Genomic DNA, 14,593 nt, shown 5'->3' with positions numbered 1-14,593 from the left:
CGAACGGCTGCGGGAAGACGACGCTGCTGCGCATCGTCGGCGGCCTCGAGCCCGCCACGCGCGGCACCGTGCTCCTCGACGGCCGGCCGGTCGTCGCCGGCGACGCCCACGCGCGCCGCGTCGGCGTCGTCTTCCAGGAGGACCGGCTCCTGCCGTGGCTGACGCTCGAGCAGAACGTCGCGCTCGTCCTGAAGCCCCTGGGGCTCCCGGCGACGGAGCGCCGGGCGGTCGCGGGGCGCCAGCTCCGCCTCGCCGGGCTCGGCGGCTTCGAGGGCTACTATCCGGGCCGCGTGAGCGGCGGCATGCGCCAGCGCGCGGCCATCGCCCGCGCGCTCGCCATCGAGCCCGACGTGCTCCTGATGGACGAGCCCTTCGGCGGCCTCGACGCCCAGAACCGCCGCATCATGCAGAACGAGGTCCGCCGCATCTGGAAGGAGACCGGGCGTACGATCCTCTTCGTCACCCACTCGATCGAGGAGGCCGTGGCGATCGGCACCACGCTTGTCATGCTGTCCGCGCGCCCCGCGCGGATCCGCGAGCTGATTCTGAACGACGGCTCCGCCGACCGAGGCATGTTGATCGACCGGCTGAACACGATGATCATGGAAGAGGTCGAGCGCCAGCAGGGAGGCGCGCCGTGAGCCGGCCCGCCGGGCACGCGCGCCGCCGGCGGCGCGCGGCGCTCCTGGCGTGGGCACTCGGCCTCACCTTGCCGTCGGCCGCGGGGGCCCAGGTGTTCGTCGCCTCGACGCCCCATCCCGATTTCGCGATCGGCCCGCTCTTCGTCGCGGCGAACGTGCGCCCCGGCCTCGGCCCGGTGACCGTGAACCTCTCGTGGAGCCTGACGACCAAGCCCGGCCGCCGCGCGGCCGACATCAGGCAGGACCTCTATCTCCTCTGGCCCGCGGAGGTCGCCGAGAGCACCGCGCCCGGCCCCGCGGATCCGGCGCTCGGGCGCCAGATCGAGCGCCACGGCCTCGTCGTCACGGGACGTGGCCGGCTCGTCCTCCGGAGCCGCGACAGGATGCAGCTCGGCACGACCGCCCTCGGGGAGCCCATCGACGTGGTCGCGTCGTACGCGAACTTCGCGCGTCCGGGAAATCAGATCGGCGCCGTCACCTGCGTGAAGATCCCGTGGACGCCGGCGCTCGCCGACCCGCTCTCGTTCGTGACGCTCGTCCTCCCGCTCCGCGGCCTGGTGGTCCCGAAGGCGGCGACGTGGCTCGAGGAGCTCTTCTGGGGACGGCGCTACGTCCTCACGGTGGGCTTCGGCGACCTGGGGCCGCCGGCGCTCGGACTCTTCGGGCTCTACTACGAGCGCCGCGACCGCGTCGTGCACCTCGCGCGCGAGTTCTCGCTGGTCGTGGCGAACTTCGCCGATTCGGACCACCTCAAGATCGAGGAGATCGCGCCGGCCACGGCGGTTCGGCGCCTGAGCCGCGTCCGCGCCGGCGGCGAGGTCGTGGCGCTCGCGCTGCTCCCGTTGGAGGACATCACCGCCCAGAGCGTTCGGGTGCAGTTCGCGTATTTCACCGGCCGCATCAACTGGCGGCCCGTCATCGTGTCCGCCGTCCTGCTCCTCGTGACGAATTTCGCGGGCGTGCTCATCCTGAGCAAGGACGTGAGCCGACGCATCCGCCGGCGGCTGCGGGCGCGGCGCCGGCTCCGGACGGCCGCCGCGGCGACCAACGGGACCGTCCCGTCGCGCGAGACGCTCGCCTCCCTCGTCCCCGGCTCGACGACGTACGCCGAGGTCCTCGGCCGTTGCGGCACGCCCGACGAGGAGCGCGAGCGCGTGGCGCCGCCGGGCCGGCGCACGCTGCTCTACCGGGAGACGCGCGGCGTCGAGCACCACGAGGTGGAGATCGCGCTGGAGGACGGCCGCGTCCACGAGATCCACTCCCGCGCGCGCCGCGGGCGGGCCCCGAACTAGCCGCGACAAAGGAGCGAACGCATGATCAAGCCCTACACCGCCGTCGGCCTGATCCCGACCGTGCGCGGGATCCGGAAGCGCAAGGACATCAAGCTCAACCTCGACCACCTCTCGCACCTCGTGAAGGCAGCGTCGTGGCTCTCGGCCCTCGACATTCCCGTGCGGCTCATCGCCTTCCCCGAGGGCGCGCTCCAGGCGTTCAACGACGAGGTGCTCGACCTCGACCACGCGACCTTTGCGCGGGAGTGCGCCATCGACATCCCGGGCGAGGAGACGGAATTCCTCGGCAGGATCGCGAAGGAGTACAACGCCTTCGTCATAGCGCAGGCGAAGGCGCGCCATCCCGACTGGAAGGACCGCTTCTTCAACGTGGGCTTCATCCTGAACCCGCGGGGCCGGGTGATCCTGAAGCACTACAAGGTCTCGCCGCTCTTTCCGGTGGAGCACTCGGTGTGCCCGCACGATATCTACGACTGGTGGATCGAGAAGTACGGCCGGAACCTCCAGGCGTTCTGGCCCGTCGTGGACACCGAGATCGGCCGGCTCGGCATCATGATGGCGAACGAGGGCTCCTACCCGGAGAACGCGCGGGCCCTCGCGCTGAACGGCGCCGAGGTCGTCTACCGCGCCTCGTACCCGCACCCGGCGACGGGCAACGAGCTCTTCGAGATCCAGAGCCGCGCGCGCGCGCTCGACAACAACATGTACGTCGTCGCGCCCAACATGGGGACGTACTACCTCTTCCCCGAGGAGACGACGCCGATCGACACCTTCGGCGGGCGGAGCTTCATCATCAACTACCGCGGCCAGATCGTCGGCCGCCAGGACTACGGCGCGGGCTCGACGTACGTGGCCGGCCCGATCGACATCGAGGCGCTCCGCGACCACCGGGCGCGCGCCCAGTGGGACAACTACATGAAGGACCTCCGCACCGAGCTCTATCAGATCCTCTACGAGCAGCCGATCTACCCGAAGAACCTCTACCTCAAGCGCGCGCCGATGAAGCACGCCGAGTACCGCGAGAAGGTCATCAAGCGGCAGATCAAGCTGATGCACGACCGCGGCATCTGGAAGAAGCCCGCGCGCTGACGCACGACGCCGGGCCGCGAGGCGCCGGCAGGGCAGTTTGCCGCGGGTGACCGGGCACGCTGCCCTGCTCCTGGCGCCCGACCCGCTCCCTAACCTGTTGAATTTCCGGAACACCACCCGTGGCACGACTCCTGCCTTACAAGTGCGGTCAGAAGTAAATGACCGGGAAGGGGCCTCAAGGCGCCCTGGAGGTGATGCGATGTCGATGGACCTCTGGTACGACCTCGCAGCTCGAGAGCTTCCCGATCAGGACGATGATGCCGTGATCGAGAAGCTCCACGGAACGGACGCGCTGGAACACGCGGCGGAGGAGCCCGAGCCTCCGGCGGCGCCGGTAGACTTCTTCTAGGCGCAGGTCACCGCGCGACCCAGATCCTTCTCTTCGCGCTGCTTTCCCACCGACCGATTCTAGCCGAGGCGCCCGAGCAGGGCCCCGGCCACCCGCTCCACGTCGCCTGACGCGAGCGCCGACGTCTCGACCACGAGCGGCTCGGCGCCCGGCGTCCACGGCCGCCAGTCGAGCTTGTCGCGCGTGAAGAGCGCGACGCTGCGCGTGCCGAGGGCCGAGGCCAGATGGCTCACGCCCGAGTCGTTCCCGACGTAGGCGGCCGCCGCCGCCAGCGCGCCCGCCAGCGTCGTGAGCGCCGGCTCGCGCAGGCGCCGCGACGGCGCGCGGAGCCTCGCGGCGAGCTCGGCCGCCGCCTCGTGGTCCGCGGGCCCGTCGTGGATGACGATCTCGACCCGCCGCACGGCGGCGACGCGCTCGAGCGCCGCGGCGAAGCCCTCCGCCGGCCAGCGCTTGGCGACGCCGCCCGCACCCGGATGCGCGAGGACGATCGGCGTCGAGCCGTCCCAACCTTCCCGTGCGAGGACCCGCCGGCCCTCCTCGACGAGGCGGGCCGGCGCGACGAGCGGCACGCGGTAGCGGTCGGCCTCGGCGGGCGGGGCGCCGACGGTCGCGAGGAGATGCTCCCAGACCGTGCGGCCGCCCGCGTGCGGCGCCGCGACGACCGCGCCGGGCACGAGCCGCGTGAGCCGCGCGACGAAATCGGCGTCGCCCGCGCCGAACCAGCAGACCACGCGGGTGAAGCGGGCGAGCGGGGCCACGCGCGCCTCCGTCGGGCCACCCACGCCTGACTCGGCCTCGCGGTCCGCGCCACCAAAGAGCGCGTGCAGCCCGAGCGCGTCGAAGTCCACCGCCTCGTCCACGACGCCGAGCGCGGCGAGGAGGCGGGCGATGCGCGGCTGGCCGGCGAGGGCGAGCGGCTCCCCGGGCGCCGCCGCCCGGAGCGCGCGGAGCGCCGGCGTCGCGAGGAGGACGTCGCCGAGCGCGCCGGGATGGATCGCGAGCGTCAGCGGCGGAGGAGCGCCAGGACGGCGTCGTGCAGGCGGCCGTTGGTCGCGAGCGCCGCGCCCGAGTAGATCGTGGGATGGCCCTCGAGGTCGGTGAAGCGGCCGCCCGCCTCCTCGACGAGAAGCTTGCAGGGCGCCAGGTCCCACGGCTTCACGTCCAGCTCGGGGTAGATCTCCGCCTTGCCCTCGGCGACCAGGCTGTAACCCATGTAGTCGCCGAAGCCGCGCTGGCGCTCGGTCGCGTCCACCAGCCGCACGAACGGCTCCCACAGCCCGGCCTCGCGGTAGAGCCTGAGGCCGGCGTGGAGGAGCACCGCGCCGCCGAGCTCCCCGATCTCGGACACGCGGATCCGCTCGCCGTTCAGGAACGCGCCCGCGCCGCGCCGCGCGGTGTAGAGCTCGCCGCTCACCGGGTTGTGGATCACGCCCACCGTGATCTCGCCGCGCTCCTCGAGCCCGATCAGCGTGGCCCAGACCGGGACGCCGCGGACGAAGTTCTTGGTGCCGTCGATCGGGTCGATGATCCAGCGGACCTCCTTCGACCCGTGGCCGCCGAACTCCTCGCCGAGCACGCCGTGGTCGGGGAAGGCGCGGCCGAGGATCTCGACGATCGCGCGCTCGGCCTCGCGGTCGGCCCGGGTGACGGGCGTCGCGTCGGGCTTCAGCGTCACCTCGACGCCACGGCGGAAGTACGTGAGCGCGATCGCGCCGGCGGCGCGCGCGGCCTCGACCGCGGCGTCGAGGGCCCGCTGGCTCACGCCGTCGCGTCCTCGCCGGGGAACGGCTCGCCGCGCTCGGCGAGGACCTTGCCGTAGACCTCGAGCGCGTCCACGACGACGGGCATCCCGCCATAGGTCGCCATCTGGAAGATCACCTCGGCGACCTCGCGGCGCGTCGCGCCCACGTTGAGCGCCGCGTGGATGTGGGCGCGCACCTCGTTCGGCCGGTGGAGCGCGGTCAGCGCGGCGAGGGCGCAGAGCTCGCGCTGCTTCTGCGAGAGGACCTCGCGGCTGTAGAGGACACCGGTGTAGAACATCGAGAGCTCGCGCGCCAGCTCGGGGTCGAACTTCTTCCAGAAGTCGTAGCCGACCTCGCTCTTCCACGAGTGGAAGAGCATGCGGGCCGTCTTCTTCGTCCGCTCCTTCAGCTCCTTCTCGTCCATGGGGGCTCCATTCGCTGGGGACTCAGCACTTCACGAGGATCTTCACGAGCGCGTCGGGCGCGGAGAGCATCGGGCCGTGGGCCGTGTCGAGGTCCACCGGCCGGACGCCGAGCCGCGCCGCGTACTCGGCCGCCTTCGCCGGGGGGATCGCCGCGTCGCGGAGGCAGCGCACGTAGGTCCGCGGCACGGCCATCGCGTAGAAGCCGCGCATGTCCACGCGCTCGATCCACGGCCGGAAGGGCTGCGGCGTGAGCCGCGTGAGGGCGGCCACGACGCGCGGGTCGCCGGGCGCGAGGTCGCCCATCCAGCGCGCGTGCTCCGTCGCCGCGGGATACTGGACCGCGCCCGCGGCCGCCGCGAGGCCGCGCAGGAGCGCGCGCCCGGGCTGCGCCACCTGAGTCTCGAGCAGCGAGGCGCCGTGGGGCAGGACGACGGCCGCGAGGAAGACGAGGTGCGCGACGCGCTCGGGCACGGCCTCGGCGACCTTGGGGATCACGACCCCGCCCATCGAGTGCCCGACGACGACCGCGCGGTGGAAGCCCGCCTGGCTCATCGCGCCGGCGACTGCGCGCGCGTACGCACCGACGGAGGCGCGGCGCCACTCGTGGGCCCGGCGGCCGTGGCCGGGGAGGTCCACGGCGAGCGTGCGGTGGCCCGCGCGCTCGAGGCGCGCCTGGACGAGCTCCCAGCACCACGCGCCGTGGCTCATGCCGTGGACGAAGACGAACTCCTTTGGCATCTCGTGATAACCTCCGAGGCGAGCGCCCCCCGCGCCGTCACGATAACGTAACGATGAGGACCGCACAATGCTGAATCCGCACGTGTTCCGCGCCTACGACGTGCGCGGCCTCGTCGGCAGCGACATCACCCCGGACGTCTTCCGTCTCGTCGGCTCGGCGTACGGCACGCTGATCCGCCGCAACGGCGGACGCCGCATCGCGGTGGGCCAGGACAATCGCCTGTCGTCGGGCCCGCTCAAGACCGGCTTCATCGAAGGCGCGCTCGCGACGGGGCTCGACGTGGTGGACGTCGGCCTCGTGCCCACGCCCATCCTCTACTTCGCCACCGCGCACTGGAAGCTCGACGGCGGCGCGACCGTCACGGGCAGCCACAACCCGATCGCGTACAACGGCGTGAAGCTGGTCCACCCGGGCGCCGCGCCGCTCACCGAGGAGGAGATCCAGCTCCTCCGCGGGCTCGCAGAGCGCGGTGAGTTCGAGCGCGGCCGCGGCGCGCTCTCGGCGCGGAGCCCGCGCGACGACTACTTCGAGACGGTCGGCCGGCTCGTCAAGCCCGCGCGGCGGCTCAAGGTCGTCGTGGACGCCGGCAACGGCGTCGCGGGGCTCTACGGCCCCGAGCTGCTGCGCCGCATCGGCTGCGAGGTCGTCGAGCTCCACTGCGAATCCGACGGGAGCTTTCCGAACCACCTGCCGGATCCCGAGGACCCGGAGAACGTGGTGGACCTCCAGGCCCGGGTCGTCGAGGTGGGTGCCGACCTCGGCGTCGCGTACGACGGCGACGCCGATCGCGTCGGCATCGTGGACGAGCGCGGCGAGCGCCACGAGGCGGACCTCATCCTGATCCTCCTCGCGCGCGACCTGCTCGCGCGCCGGCCCGGCGAGAAGATCGTCTTCGACGTGAAGTCGTCGCAGTCGCTCGTCGAGGACATCCGGCGGCACGGCGGCGTGCCCGTCATGTGGAAGACGGGCCACTCGCACCTCAAGCGCAAGATGCGCGACGACGGCATCCTGCTGGGCGGCGAGGTCAGCGGCCACATGTTCTTCGCCGAGGACTACTACGGCGTGGACGACGGGATCCTCGCCTCGTGCAAGATCATCGAGGTCGCGGCGCGCTCCGCCGAGCCGATGTCGCGGCTCTTCGCCTCGGTACCGCACCTCCGCGCCACGCCCGAGCTGAAGGCGCCGTGCCCCGACGGCGAGAAGTTCCGCGCCATCGAGGAGATCGCCCGCGAGTTGAAGCAGCGCTACGAGACGATCGACATCGACGGCGCGCGCGTCCTCTTCCCGGGCGGCGGCTGGGGCCTCGTGCGCGCCTCCAACACGAACCCCTACCTCACGCTGCGCTTCGAGGCGCGGACAGACGCCGAGATCGCGGAGATGAAGCGCGTGATCTACGACGTCCTCCGCCGCTACCCCTTCATCACGCTGCCGGACTGACGGAGAATCAGCTCGACCGCGCCGAAGGCGTCGGGCGCCGTCGGGCAGTCGCGGGCGCCCCAGTGGCCGCCCGGATCCAGGAGGACCGCACCCATCCCGGCCGCGCGGGCGCCCCGCACGTCGACCGAGTAGAGGTCGCCGACGTAGACCGCGTCGCCGGGACCGAGGCCCGCGCGCTCGAGCGCCATGCCGAAGATCCGGGGGTCGGGCTTCTCCACCCCGACCTCGGAGGAGTCGATCACGAATTCGAGGTGCCGCGCGAGCCCGAGCGATTCGAGGATCGAGCGCACCGAGCCGTTGGAGTTCGAGACGACCGCGGCGCGGAGCCCGCGGTCCCGCGCGAGCCGGAGCGCCCGCTCCGCGTGCGGGTCGGGGAGGTTCCAGAGCCCGACGGGGAGATTGTAGCCGCGCCGCCACTCGACGACGGCGCGCACCACGGCCTCGTCGCGGATCTCGAGCTCCGCGAGGAGGTGGCGCACGTAACGCCCCGCGCTCGAGCCGCTCTCCGTCGAGACGTCCGGCCGCGACGGTGCGAACACCTCCGCGTCGAGGCGCACGCGCGCCCGCCACTCGGCGCGCCGCACCGCCTCCGGGGTGACGGCGACCCCGTGCCGCGCGAGCTCCGCGGCGATCACGGGGTAGTTCATGCTGAGCAGCGTGTTGCCCGCGTCGAAGAAGATGGCGCGGATCACGGCGCGACGCGGAACGTGAAGTCCCCCTCGGTGACGTGGGTGTCGACCGACACCACGCGCCAGATGACCGTGTAGCTGCCGGGCGGGACCCGCGCGAGCGAGACGCGCAGGAGCATGCCGTCGTCGGGATCCACCGCGGCGTCCGCGCGGTCCACGCGCTCGCCCCGCTCGCCCACCACCCGGACGCGGCTGAACGCGGGCTCGAGCCGCTGGGTGAACCAGAGCCGGACCTGCGCCGGCGCCGCGTGGACGGTCGAGCCGACGCGCGGCTCGGCGCGGTCGAGGAACGCGTGGGCGCGGGCCCCGCCCGCCCCCGCGAGGAGCCCGAGCAGAGCCCACGCGACCACGCGGCGCCGCATCGCTAGTCGCCGAAGAGCGGGCGGCCCAGCGTCTTCGGAAAGAGATCGTCGATGAAGAAGTGGATCTGGCCCAGCACGCCCACGTTCTTGCCGCTCGCCGAGTTCATCGGAATCACCGCCTCGATTCCCAATTGCACGTATTTCCCGAACCAGATTACCCCGGGATTGACCGTCCCCGTCGTGTAGCGGGCCCGGGGGCCGTCGATCGGCGTCTGGAGGTTCAGCTCGACCAGCGGGATCATCCGGTTGAGCGGCGCCGGGAGCCCCACGTCGCGCACGAAGGACTGGAGGTACTGCAGGCTGTACTGGAACGAGAATCCCCATTTGAACACCGTGGGGTTGAATTCCCGCTCGACCTCGACGTCGCCGGTATCCGGATCCGTCGTGATCGTCTGGGTCCGGACGCGCGACGGCACGGCCCAGCCGAGGACGCCGGTCACGGCCAGGGGCCTGAGCCACGCGGCCGAGTCCGGGAGATCGCCGAAGCCCTTCCCGAAGAAGAGCGCGGGCGTGACGGTGTCGAACCCCTCCGCGTCGACCTTGCGCGAGCCCGTGCCGCCGACGTCCCAGTCCACGCCGAGCGACAGGAGCATCTCGCGCGCGTCGCTCCTGAAGAAAGTGTATTTCACCCCGACCGCGAGGTTGTCGAAGCCCGTCACGGACGTTCCCGGATGGGGGTCCAGCATCTTGAACGTCCCGCCGAGGGAGAGCCCGAGGTCTCGCGTCAGGCGCTTCGAGAAGTCGGCGGAGAAATCCGTCTCCGTCGTCGGCGGCTTGTCGCCCGTGCCCGGCACGCGGAGGCGCTGGATCGTCGGCAGCGACAGCTCGTCGGAGACGAACGGGTCGTCGGTCGCGAGCGTCGCCGGGAAGAAGCGCTTGCCCGCGAGGCCGTGGGCGAGCGCGGCGGCCGGGGCGAGCGCCCCGAGCGCCCAGACGAGCGCGCACAGGAATACGAGTCGTCGCATGATGATCCCTCCTGAGTGGTTGTGGGTGAAGCGGGGCTAGGCGAGCGCGGAGGGGGGCGCGCGCCCCTGGTGCGGGCCGAGCTGGCGGAGCTTCGAGACGAGCGGCTCGGACTCCCGAACCGCCGGGTCGAACGCCGGCGCCGGCCCTTCGACGGCGACGGTCTCGACGTCCGTGCCGGCGACGTGGGTGGCGGCCGAGGCGACGGGGCAGACCGCGCTCCGCTCCCCGCCGAGGCCGTGGTGGATCGAGTGCACGGCCGACTCGGCGGCGAAGACGACGACGACGATCGCGAGCGCCGTGGCGAGGACCTTCCGTGTGCGCCGGCGGCCGAGGAGCGGCAGGAGCGCGAGCGGCGCGAGCCAGGGCCAGAGCGGCGCGCCGGCGACCGGCGCCGCGGCGGTGAGCGAGACGGCCGGCGCCGGCGCGACGGGCGCCGCCGCCGAGAGCGCGGGCGCGGGCCCGTGGGCGCCGGCGGCGCCGGCGCCCGCGAGCACGAGCGCGGCGACGAGTGTCAGGACGAGCGCGGCCCGGCGGAGCATGCGCGGAGACTCTACCCGAGAAACCCGCGCATCTCAAACACGGTTCCTGCCATCCGGTACACTAGCCGGGTGTTCGCGTTCGGGCTCGCCGCGCGCTTCATCCACCTCACGGGCCTCGTCCTCCTCGTCGGCGCGGCGGCGACGATCCTGCTCGCCGGCAAGAGCGACCGCCCCACGGCGCTCCGCTGGGAGTCCCGCGTCCTCGCGCTCTCGCGCGCAGCCGCGCTCCTGACGCTCGCGACGGGCCTCGCGGTGCTCGCCGCCCAGACGGCGAGCTTCGAGGGCCGCACGGCGGCCGCGCTCGAGCCCGCCGCGCTCGCGCGCGTCCTCCTCGAGACGCAGAGCGGCCACGTGTGGCTCGTGCGCCAGGGCCTCCTCCTGCTGCTCGGCGCGTTCCTGGTCGTACGCTGGGGCGTCGAGCGGGCGAGCGACTGGCAGGCCGCGCGCGGCGAGGCCGCGCTGCTCGGCGCCGCCGCGCTCGTCCTCGTCAGCGCCTCCGGCCACGCCGCCGCCGTCGAGCCCGACACCGCGCGCGCCCTCGCCGTGGACGGCCTCCACCTCCTCGCCGCCGGCGTGTGGGCGGGCGGGCTCCTGCCGCTCCTGCTCCTCCTGCGGGCCGCGGGACGCGAGGACGGCGCCGACGCGCGCCCGTACGCGGTCCTCGCGGCCCGGCGCTTCTCGCGCACGGCGCTCGCCGCCGTGCTCGTCCTGGTCGCGTCGGGCACGATCAACGCCGTGCTCTACGTCGGGACCGTCGCGGCCCTCGTCGGCACGCCGTACGGCCGCCTGCTCCTCCTGAAGCTCGCGCTCCTCCTGCCGATCCTCGCGCTGGCGTGGACCAACCGCCGGCGCCACCTGCCACGGCTCGGCGGCGACGCGGCCACGGTCGGCCGCCCGGCGATGCGGCGGCTCGCGCGCTTCGTCGGCGGCGAGGCCGCGCTCGCGGCGGCGCTCCTCGCCGTCGTCGCCGTGATGAGCGCGACACCGCCCGGGCTCCACGAGGCTCCCGTCTGGCCGTTCGCGTTCCGCCTCACGACGGCGGCGCTCGAGAACGCGCCCGCGCTCACGACCCGCGCGCTCGTCGGGAGCCAGGTGGCGGTCATCGGTCTCGTCGGGCTCCTCGCGGCGCCGCTCCTCCGCGGCTGGCGGCTCCCGCTCGCGGCGGGCGCGCTGGTCGTCCTCGCGGCGGGAGCGGGGCTCGCGCTGCCGCCGCTCACGGTGGACGCCTACCCAACGACCTATCTCCGCCCGTCGGTCCCCTACCAGGCGGCGTCCATCGCGACCGGCATCGCGCTGTACCGGACGAGCTGCTCCGTCTGTCACGGCGCCTCGGGCGCCGGCGACGGCCCGGCGGGGCGGAGCCTGCCCCGGCCGCCCGCCGACCTCCGCGCCCCCCACACCGCTCAGCACACGGCGGGGGACCTCTTCTGGTGGATCACCCACGGCATTCCTCGCGCTGGCATGCCGCCCTTCGGCGCGACCCTCTCCGAGGAGCAGCGCTGGGACCTCGTCAACTTCCTCCGCGCGCTCTCGTCGGGCCACGCGGCCCGCGCCCTCGGGCCCGCCGTCGGACCCGAGCCTCCGTGGCTCGTCGCGCCCGACTTCACCTTCGCCGTCGGCCCCACGCCCGCCCGGGCCCTCAAGGAGTACCGCGGGCGGCGGATCGTGCTCCTCGTGCTCTACGCGCTCCCGGGCTCGCGCCCGCGCCTTGACCAGCTGGCGCGGAACTACGACATCCTCGCGACGCTCGGCGTCGAGATCATCGCGGTCCCCGAGGACGCGCCGGCGGACGCGCTGAAGCGGCTCGGAGCCTCGCCGCGCATCCTCTTCCCCGTGGCGACCGAGGGCGCCCAGGACATCGTGACGACGTACGGGCTCTTCGCCAACGCGCCGCACGCCGAGTTCCTGATCGACCGGCAGGGCTACATCCGGGCGATCGCGAAGAGCCGCGGCGAAGCCGGCGAGATGAATCCGCTGCTCGCCGCGATCCAGCAGCTCAACGAGGAGAAGGCGGCGGCCCAGGCGCCCGAGGAGCACGTGCACTGATGCGCACGTGGAAGGCGGTGGTGCTGATCAACCTGGCCCTCCTCCTCGGGCTCGGCTGGGGCTACCTCTTCTGGGGGCTCCGCGCCGCCCGGCTCGAGCGCGAGCTGGCCGTCGCGCGGGCCGCGGCCGTCTCGGGCGTCGAGCGCGAATGGCGCGTCGAGGGGGTCGTGCGCGCGATCCTCCCGGAGATCGGGGTGCTCGTGATCACCCACGGCGAGATCCCCGGCTACATGCCGCCGATGACCATGGGCTTCCGGGCCGCGTCGCCGAAGGTCGTCGAGTCGGTCCGCATCGGCGACGCGGTGCGGTTCACGCTCAGGGGCGCGCCCCCGAACGTGCTCGTGACGGCGATCGAGAAGTCGAAATGACGCTCGCCGCCGCGACCGCCTGGGCGGACCACGCCGGCCCGCTGAGCGACGCGCCACTCAGCCCCTTCGCCTCGGCCCTGGTCTTCGCGGGCCTGGCGCTCCTCGTCGGCGCGCTGGTCGTCGTCATCGTCGCGGTCCTCACGCGCGGGCGCGAGCCCCGCGGCGGGCCCGACGCGTGAGGGCGCTCGCGCTCGGCGCCGCGCTCGTCTTAGCGCTGCCCGCGGCGGGCGGCGCGCACGCGGTTCTCGTGAAGTCGTCGCCCGCGCGGCGGGCGGTGCTCTCGCACCCGCCCGCGCGCGTCGAGCTCTGGTTCAACGAGCGCATCGAGCCCGCGTACTCCGGCCTCACGGTGGTGAGCGCCGCGGGGGAGCGCGTGGACCACGGCGACGTGTCGGTCGGGCCGGACGACCCGCGGCGGCTCTCGGTGACGCTCTCGGCGCTCGAGCCCGGCCGGTACGTCGTGAGGTTCCGCGTGGTGTCGGTGGACGGTCACGTGGTCGAATCGAGTTTTGAGTTCAGCGTGAAGTGAGGTATCGTGTGACGCTGTGACGAAGCTCAGGGCGCTCTTTCTGCTGCTCGGTCTCGCCGCCTTCGTCCTGGCGGGCGCGAGCCTCGCGCACCTCCACGCGTCGGGCGAGCTCGGGCTCTGGAACGAGGAGCACGATCTCAGCCTGATGGCGGCGCTCGGCTCCGCCGCCGCGCAGCTCGACGCGGCGCCCGCGCTGGTCCCGGTGCTCGTGCTCGTCGCCACACTGGCGCCGGTCGTCGTCCGGCTCGCCGGCGCCCCTCTTCGCTTCTCCGACTCCCGCGCTCCGCCGGCCCGCTAGCCTCCTCCGCCCGCTCCGGTAGCCCGCTCGCCCGCGGCGCTCGTCGGCCGGGGCGGCCATGAACGATCGAACGGAGGATCCACCATGCGTGCCTGGGCACCCGTGCTCGCGCTATCGTGTGTCGTGCTCGCGTCCGCGCCCGCCGCCGGGCAGGACGCGGAAGCGCTGCGAAAGGAAATCGAGGCGCTCCAGAACCAGCTCCGCTCGCTGTCGGAGCGCCTGCAGAAGCTCGAGGCCGCGCCCCGGCCGCCGGCGCCCCCCGCGGCCCCGCCGGCCGCCGCGGCGCCGCCACCCGCGCCGCCGGGTGTCTCGGCCATCGACCTCGCGCGGCCGCGCCAGCCCTTCTCGCTCTACCAGCAGCGCGGCGCCGGCCAGCTCCTCTTCGACCTCGGTGTCACGGGCGACTTCGTCGGCAACCTCACCCAGTCGAATGTCGAGAAAGCGAGGGGCGGCACCTTCGCGGGCCAGGAGAACCGCTTCTTCCCGCGCGAGGTGGAGCTCTCGCTCTTCGGCCAGGTCGACCCGTACGCCTACGCCGAGGTGCGGATCGAGGCGGGGGAGGACGCGCGCGGCGCTGACACGAAGGTGAGCCTCGCCGAGGCGAGCGTGACGATGCTGACCCTGCCGTGGGGCACGCAGGCGAAGTTCGGCCAGATGCGGAACCGCTTCGGCTACACCAACGTGATCCACGAGCACGACCTGCCGTGGATCGACCGCCCCAACGTCCTCCGCCGCTTCCTCGGCGACGAGGGCCTGAAAGAAAAGGGGCTCGAGCTGACGATCGTCCCCGATCTGCCTTTCTATCTCGAGGGCCTCGCCGGCGTTTTCAACGGCGACAACGAGACGGCGTTCGGCCGCGGAACCCTCAGGATCCCCATGTTCACGGGGCGCCTGCGGACCTTCGTCGAGATCACCGACACCTCCGCGCTCCAGCTCGGCGTGTCGGTCGCGAGCGGCGAGACGGGCGAGGCGCGGCGCGACACGCTCCTCGGCTGGGAGACGCGCTACAAGTACCGGCCGGAGGGCTGGCTGCATCCCCTGTTCACGCTCACCGGCGAGGCCATCTACGCGCTCCGCCGGGT

Annotated in this window: 19 protein-coding genes; 11 read left to right on the top strand and 8 right to left on the bottom strand. The window is 73.2% G+C overall.

The genetic code is table 11. The features are described from left to right. From VKG64_15420 to VKG64_15405, 4 genes are all read left to right on the top strand, one after another. Window positions 1-641, top strand: a 641-nt coding sequence (locus VKG64_15420) for an ATP-binding cassette domain-containing protein (GenBank protein ID HKB26425.1), incomplete at its 5' end; no start/stop codon positions are given. Further along, a complete protein-coding gene (locus tag VKG64_15415; protein HKB26424.1) occupies window positions 638-1,933 on the top strand; it encodes a hypothetical protein in 1,296 nt (431 codons plus the stop codon). The genes VKG64_15420 and VKG64_15415, both read left to right, overlap by 4 nt. A 21-nt stretch (window positions 1,934-1,954) precedes the next feature. Next, window positions 1,955-3,022 (top strand): nitrilase-related carbon-nitrogen hydrolase, encoded by a 1,068-nt coding sequence (locus tag VKG64_15410; GenBank protein HKB26423.1) that lies wholly within the window; start codon window positions 1,955-1,957, stop codon window positions 3,020-3,022. Window positions 3,023-3,221: 199 nt separating this feature from the next. Next, window positions 3,222-3,371 (top strand): hypothetical protein, encoded by a 150-nt coding sequence (locus VKG64_15405; GenBank protein HKB26422.1) that lies wholly within the window; start codon window positions 3,222-3,224, stop codon window positions 3,369-3,371. Between the two features lie 59 nt (window positions 3,372-3,430). On the opposite strand, the gene VKG64_15400 is transcribed toward VKG64_15405, so the two are convergent. From VKG64_15400 to VKG64_15385, 4 genes are all read right to left on the bottom strand, one after another. Next, entirely contained in the window at window positions 3,431-4,231 is an 801-nt protein-coding gene (locus VKG64_15400) for a glycosyltransferase family 9 protein (protein HKB26421.1), read from the bottom strand. Between the two features lie 143 nt (window positions 4,232-4,374). Continuing rightward, the gene (locus tag VKG64_15395) at window positions 4,375-5,133 is read right to left on the bottom strand and encodes an inositol monophosphatase family protein (protein HKB26420.1); all 759 of its coding nucleotides are present in this window, start codon (window positions 5,131-5,133) and stop codon (window positions 4,375-4,377) included. Next, window positions 5,130-5,537, bottom strand: a complete 408-nt coding sequence (locus VKG64_15390) for a carboxymuconolactone decarboxylase family protein (protein HKB26419.1) — start codon at window positions 5,535-5,537, stop codon at window positions 5,130-5,132. The genes VKG64_15395 and VKG64_15390 overlap by 4 nt, the downstream gene beginning before the upstream one ends. Before the next feature lie 22 nt (window positions 5,538-5,559). Further along, on the bottom strand, window positions 5,560-6,276 hold the full coding sequence (locus tag VKG64_15385; GenBank protein ID HKB26418.1) for an alpha/beta fold hydrolase: 717 nt from the start codon (window positions 6,274-6,276) through the stop codon (window positions 5,560-5,562). A 67-nt stretch (window positions 6,277-6,343) separates the two neighbouring features. Here VKG64_15385 and VKG64_15380 point away from each other — a divergent pair, with 67 nt between their 5' ends. After that, window positions 6,344-7,714: a phosphomannomutase/phosphoglucomutase gene (locus VKG64_15380; GenBank protein HKB26417.1), complete on the top strand. Its 1,371-nt coding sequence runs from the start codon at window positions 6,344-6,346 to the stop codon at window positions 7,712-7,714. Here the strand turns inward: VKG64_15380 and VKG64_15375 are convergent. From VKG64_15375 to VKG64_15360, 4 genes are read right to left on the bottom strand one after another with little or no spacing between them, the layout of a single operon-like run. Continuing rightward, the gene (locus VKG64_15375) at window positions 7,687-8,406 is read right to left on the bottom strand and encodes an HAD-IA family hydrolase (GenBank protein ID HKB26416.1); all 720 of its coding nucleotides are present in this window, start codon (window positions 8,404-8,406) and stop codon (window positions 7,687-7,689) included. The two genes, VKG64_15380 and VKG64_15375, sit on opposite strands and share 28 nt — an antisense overlap. Further along, window positions 8,403-8,765 (bottom strand): copper resistance CopC family protein, encoded by a 363-nt coding sequence (locus VKG64_15370; GenBank protein HKB26415.1) that lies wholly within the window; start codon window positions 8,763-8,765, stop codon window positions 8,403-8,405. Before VKG64_15370 ends, VKG64_15375 begins: the two co-directional genes overlap by 4 nt. A gap of 2 nt (window positions 8,766-8,767) precedes the next feature. Next, complete coding sequence (locus tag VKG64_15365) at window positions 8,768-9,730, bottom strand: hypothetical protein (GenBank protein HKB26414.1); 963 nt, start codon at window positions 9,728-9,730, stop codon at window positions 8,768-8,770. A 36-nt stretch (window positions 9,731-9,766) separates the two neighbouring features. After that, window positions 9,767-10,270, bottom strand: coding sequence for a hypothetical protein (locus tag VKG64_15360; protein ID HKB26413.1), 504 nt, complete (start codon window positions 10,268-10,270; stop codon window positions 9,767-9,769). Window positions 10,271-10,339: 69 nt separating this feature from the next. On the opposite strand from VKG64_15360, the gene VKG64_15355 reads away from it, so the two are divergent. From VKG64_15355 to VKG64_15330, 6 genes are all read left to right on the top strand, one after another. Then, window positions 10,340-12,316 carry a CopD family protein gene (locus VKG64_15355; GenBank protein ID HKB26412.1) on the top strand — a complete coding sequence of 659 codons (1,977 nt, stop codon included), beginning with the start codon at window positions 10,340-10,342 and terminating at the stop codon, window positions 12,314-12,316. Continuing rightward, window positions 12,316-12,684: a copper-binding protein gene (locus VKG64_15350; GenBank protein ID HKB26411.1), complete on the top strand. Its 369-nt coding sequence runs from the start codon at window positions 12,316-12,318 to the stop codon at window positions 12,682-12,684. Before VKG64_15355 ends, VKG64_15350 begins: the two co-directional genes overlap by 1 nt. Beyond that, on the top strand, window positions 12,681-12,863 hold the full coding sequence (locus VKG64_15345; GenBank protein ID HKB26410.1) for a hypothetical protein: 183 nt from the start codon (window positions 12,681-12,683) through the stop codon (window positions 12,861-12,863). Before VKG64_15350 ends, VKG64_15345 begins: the two co-directional genes overlap by 4 nt. Beyond that, the gene (locus VKG64_15340) at window positions 12,860-13,213 is read left to right on the top strand and encodes a copper resistance CopC family protein (GenBank protein ID HKB26409.1); all 354 of its coding nucleotides are present in this window, start codon (window positions 12,860-12,862) and stop codon (window positions 13,211-13,213) included. Before VKG64_15345 ends, VKG64_15340 begins: the two co-directional genes overlap by 4 nt. A gap of 16 nt (window positions 13,214-13,229) precedes the next feature. Further along, a complete protein-coding gene (locus tag VKG64_15335) occupies window positions 13,230-13,511 on the top strand; it encodes a hypothetical protein (GenBank protein HKB26408.1) in 282 nt (93 codons plus the stop codon). A gap of 84 nt (window positions 13,512-13,595) precedes the next feature. Beyond that, a partial coding sequence (locus VKG64_15330) for a hypothetical protein (GenBank protein ID HKB26407.1) occupies window positions 13,596-14,593 on the top strand: 998 nt, incomplete at its 3' end.

The sequence above is a fragment of the Candidatus Methylomirabilota bacterium genome, from assembly GCA_035260325.1.
Classification (GTDB): domain Bacteria; phylum Methylomirabilota; class Methylomirabilia; order Rokubacteriales; family CSP1-6; genus AR19.
The sequence above is the reverse complement of the archived record's forward strand: the minus strand, read 5'-3'. Positions and strand labels throughout refer to the sequence as shown.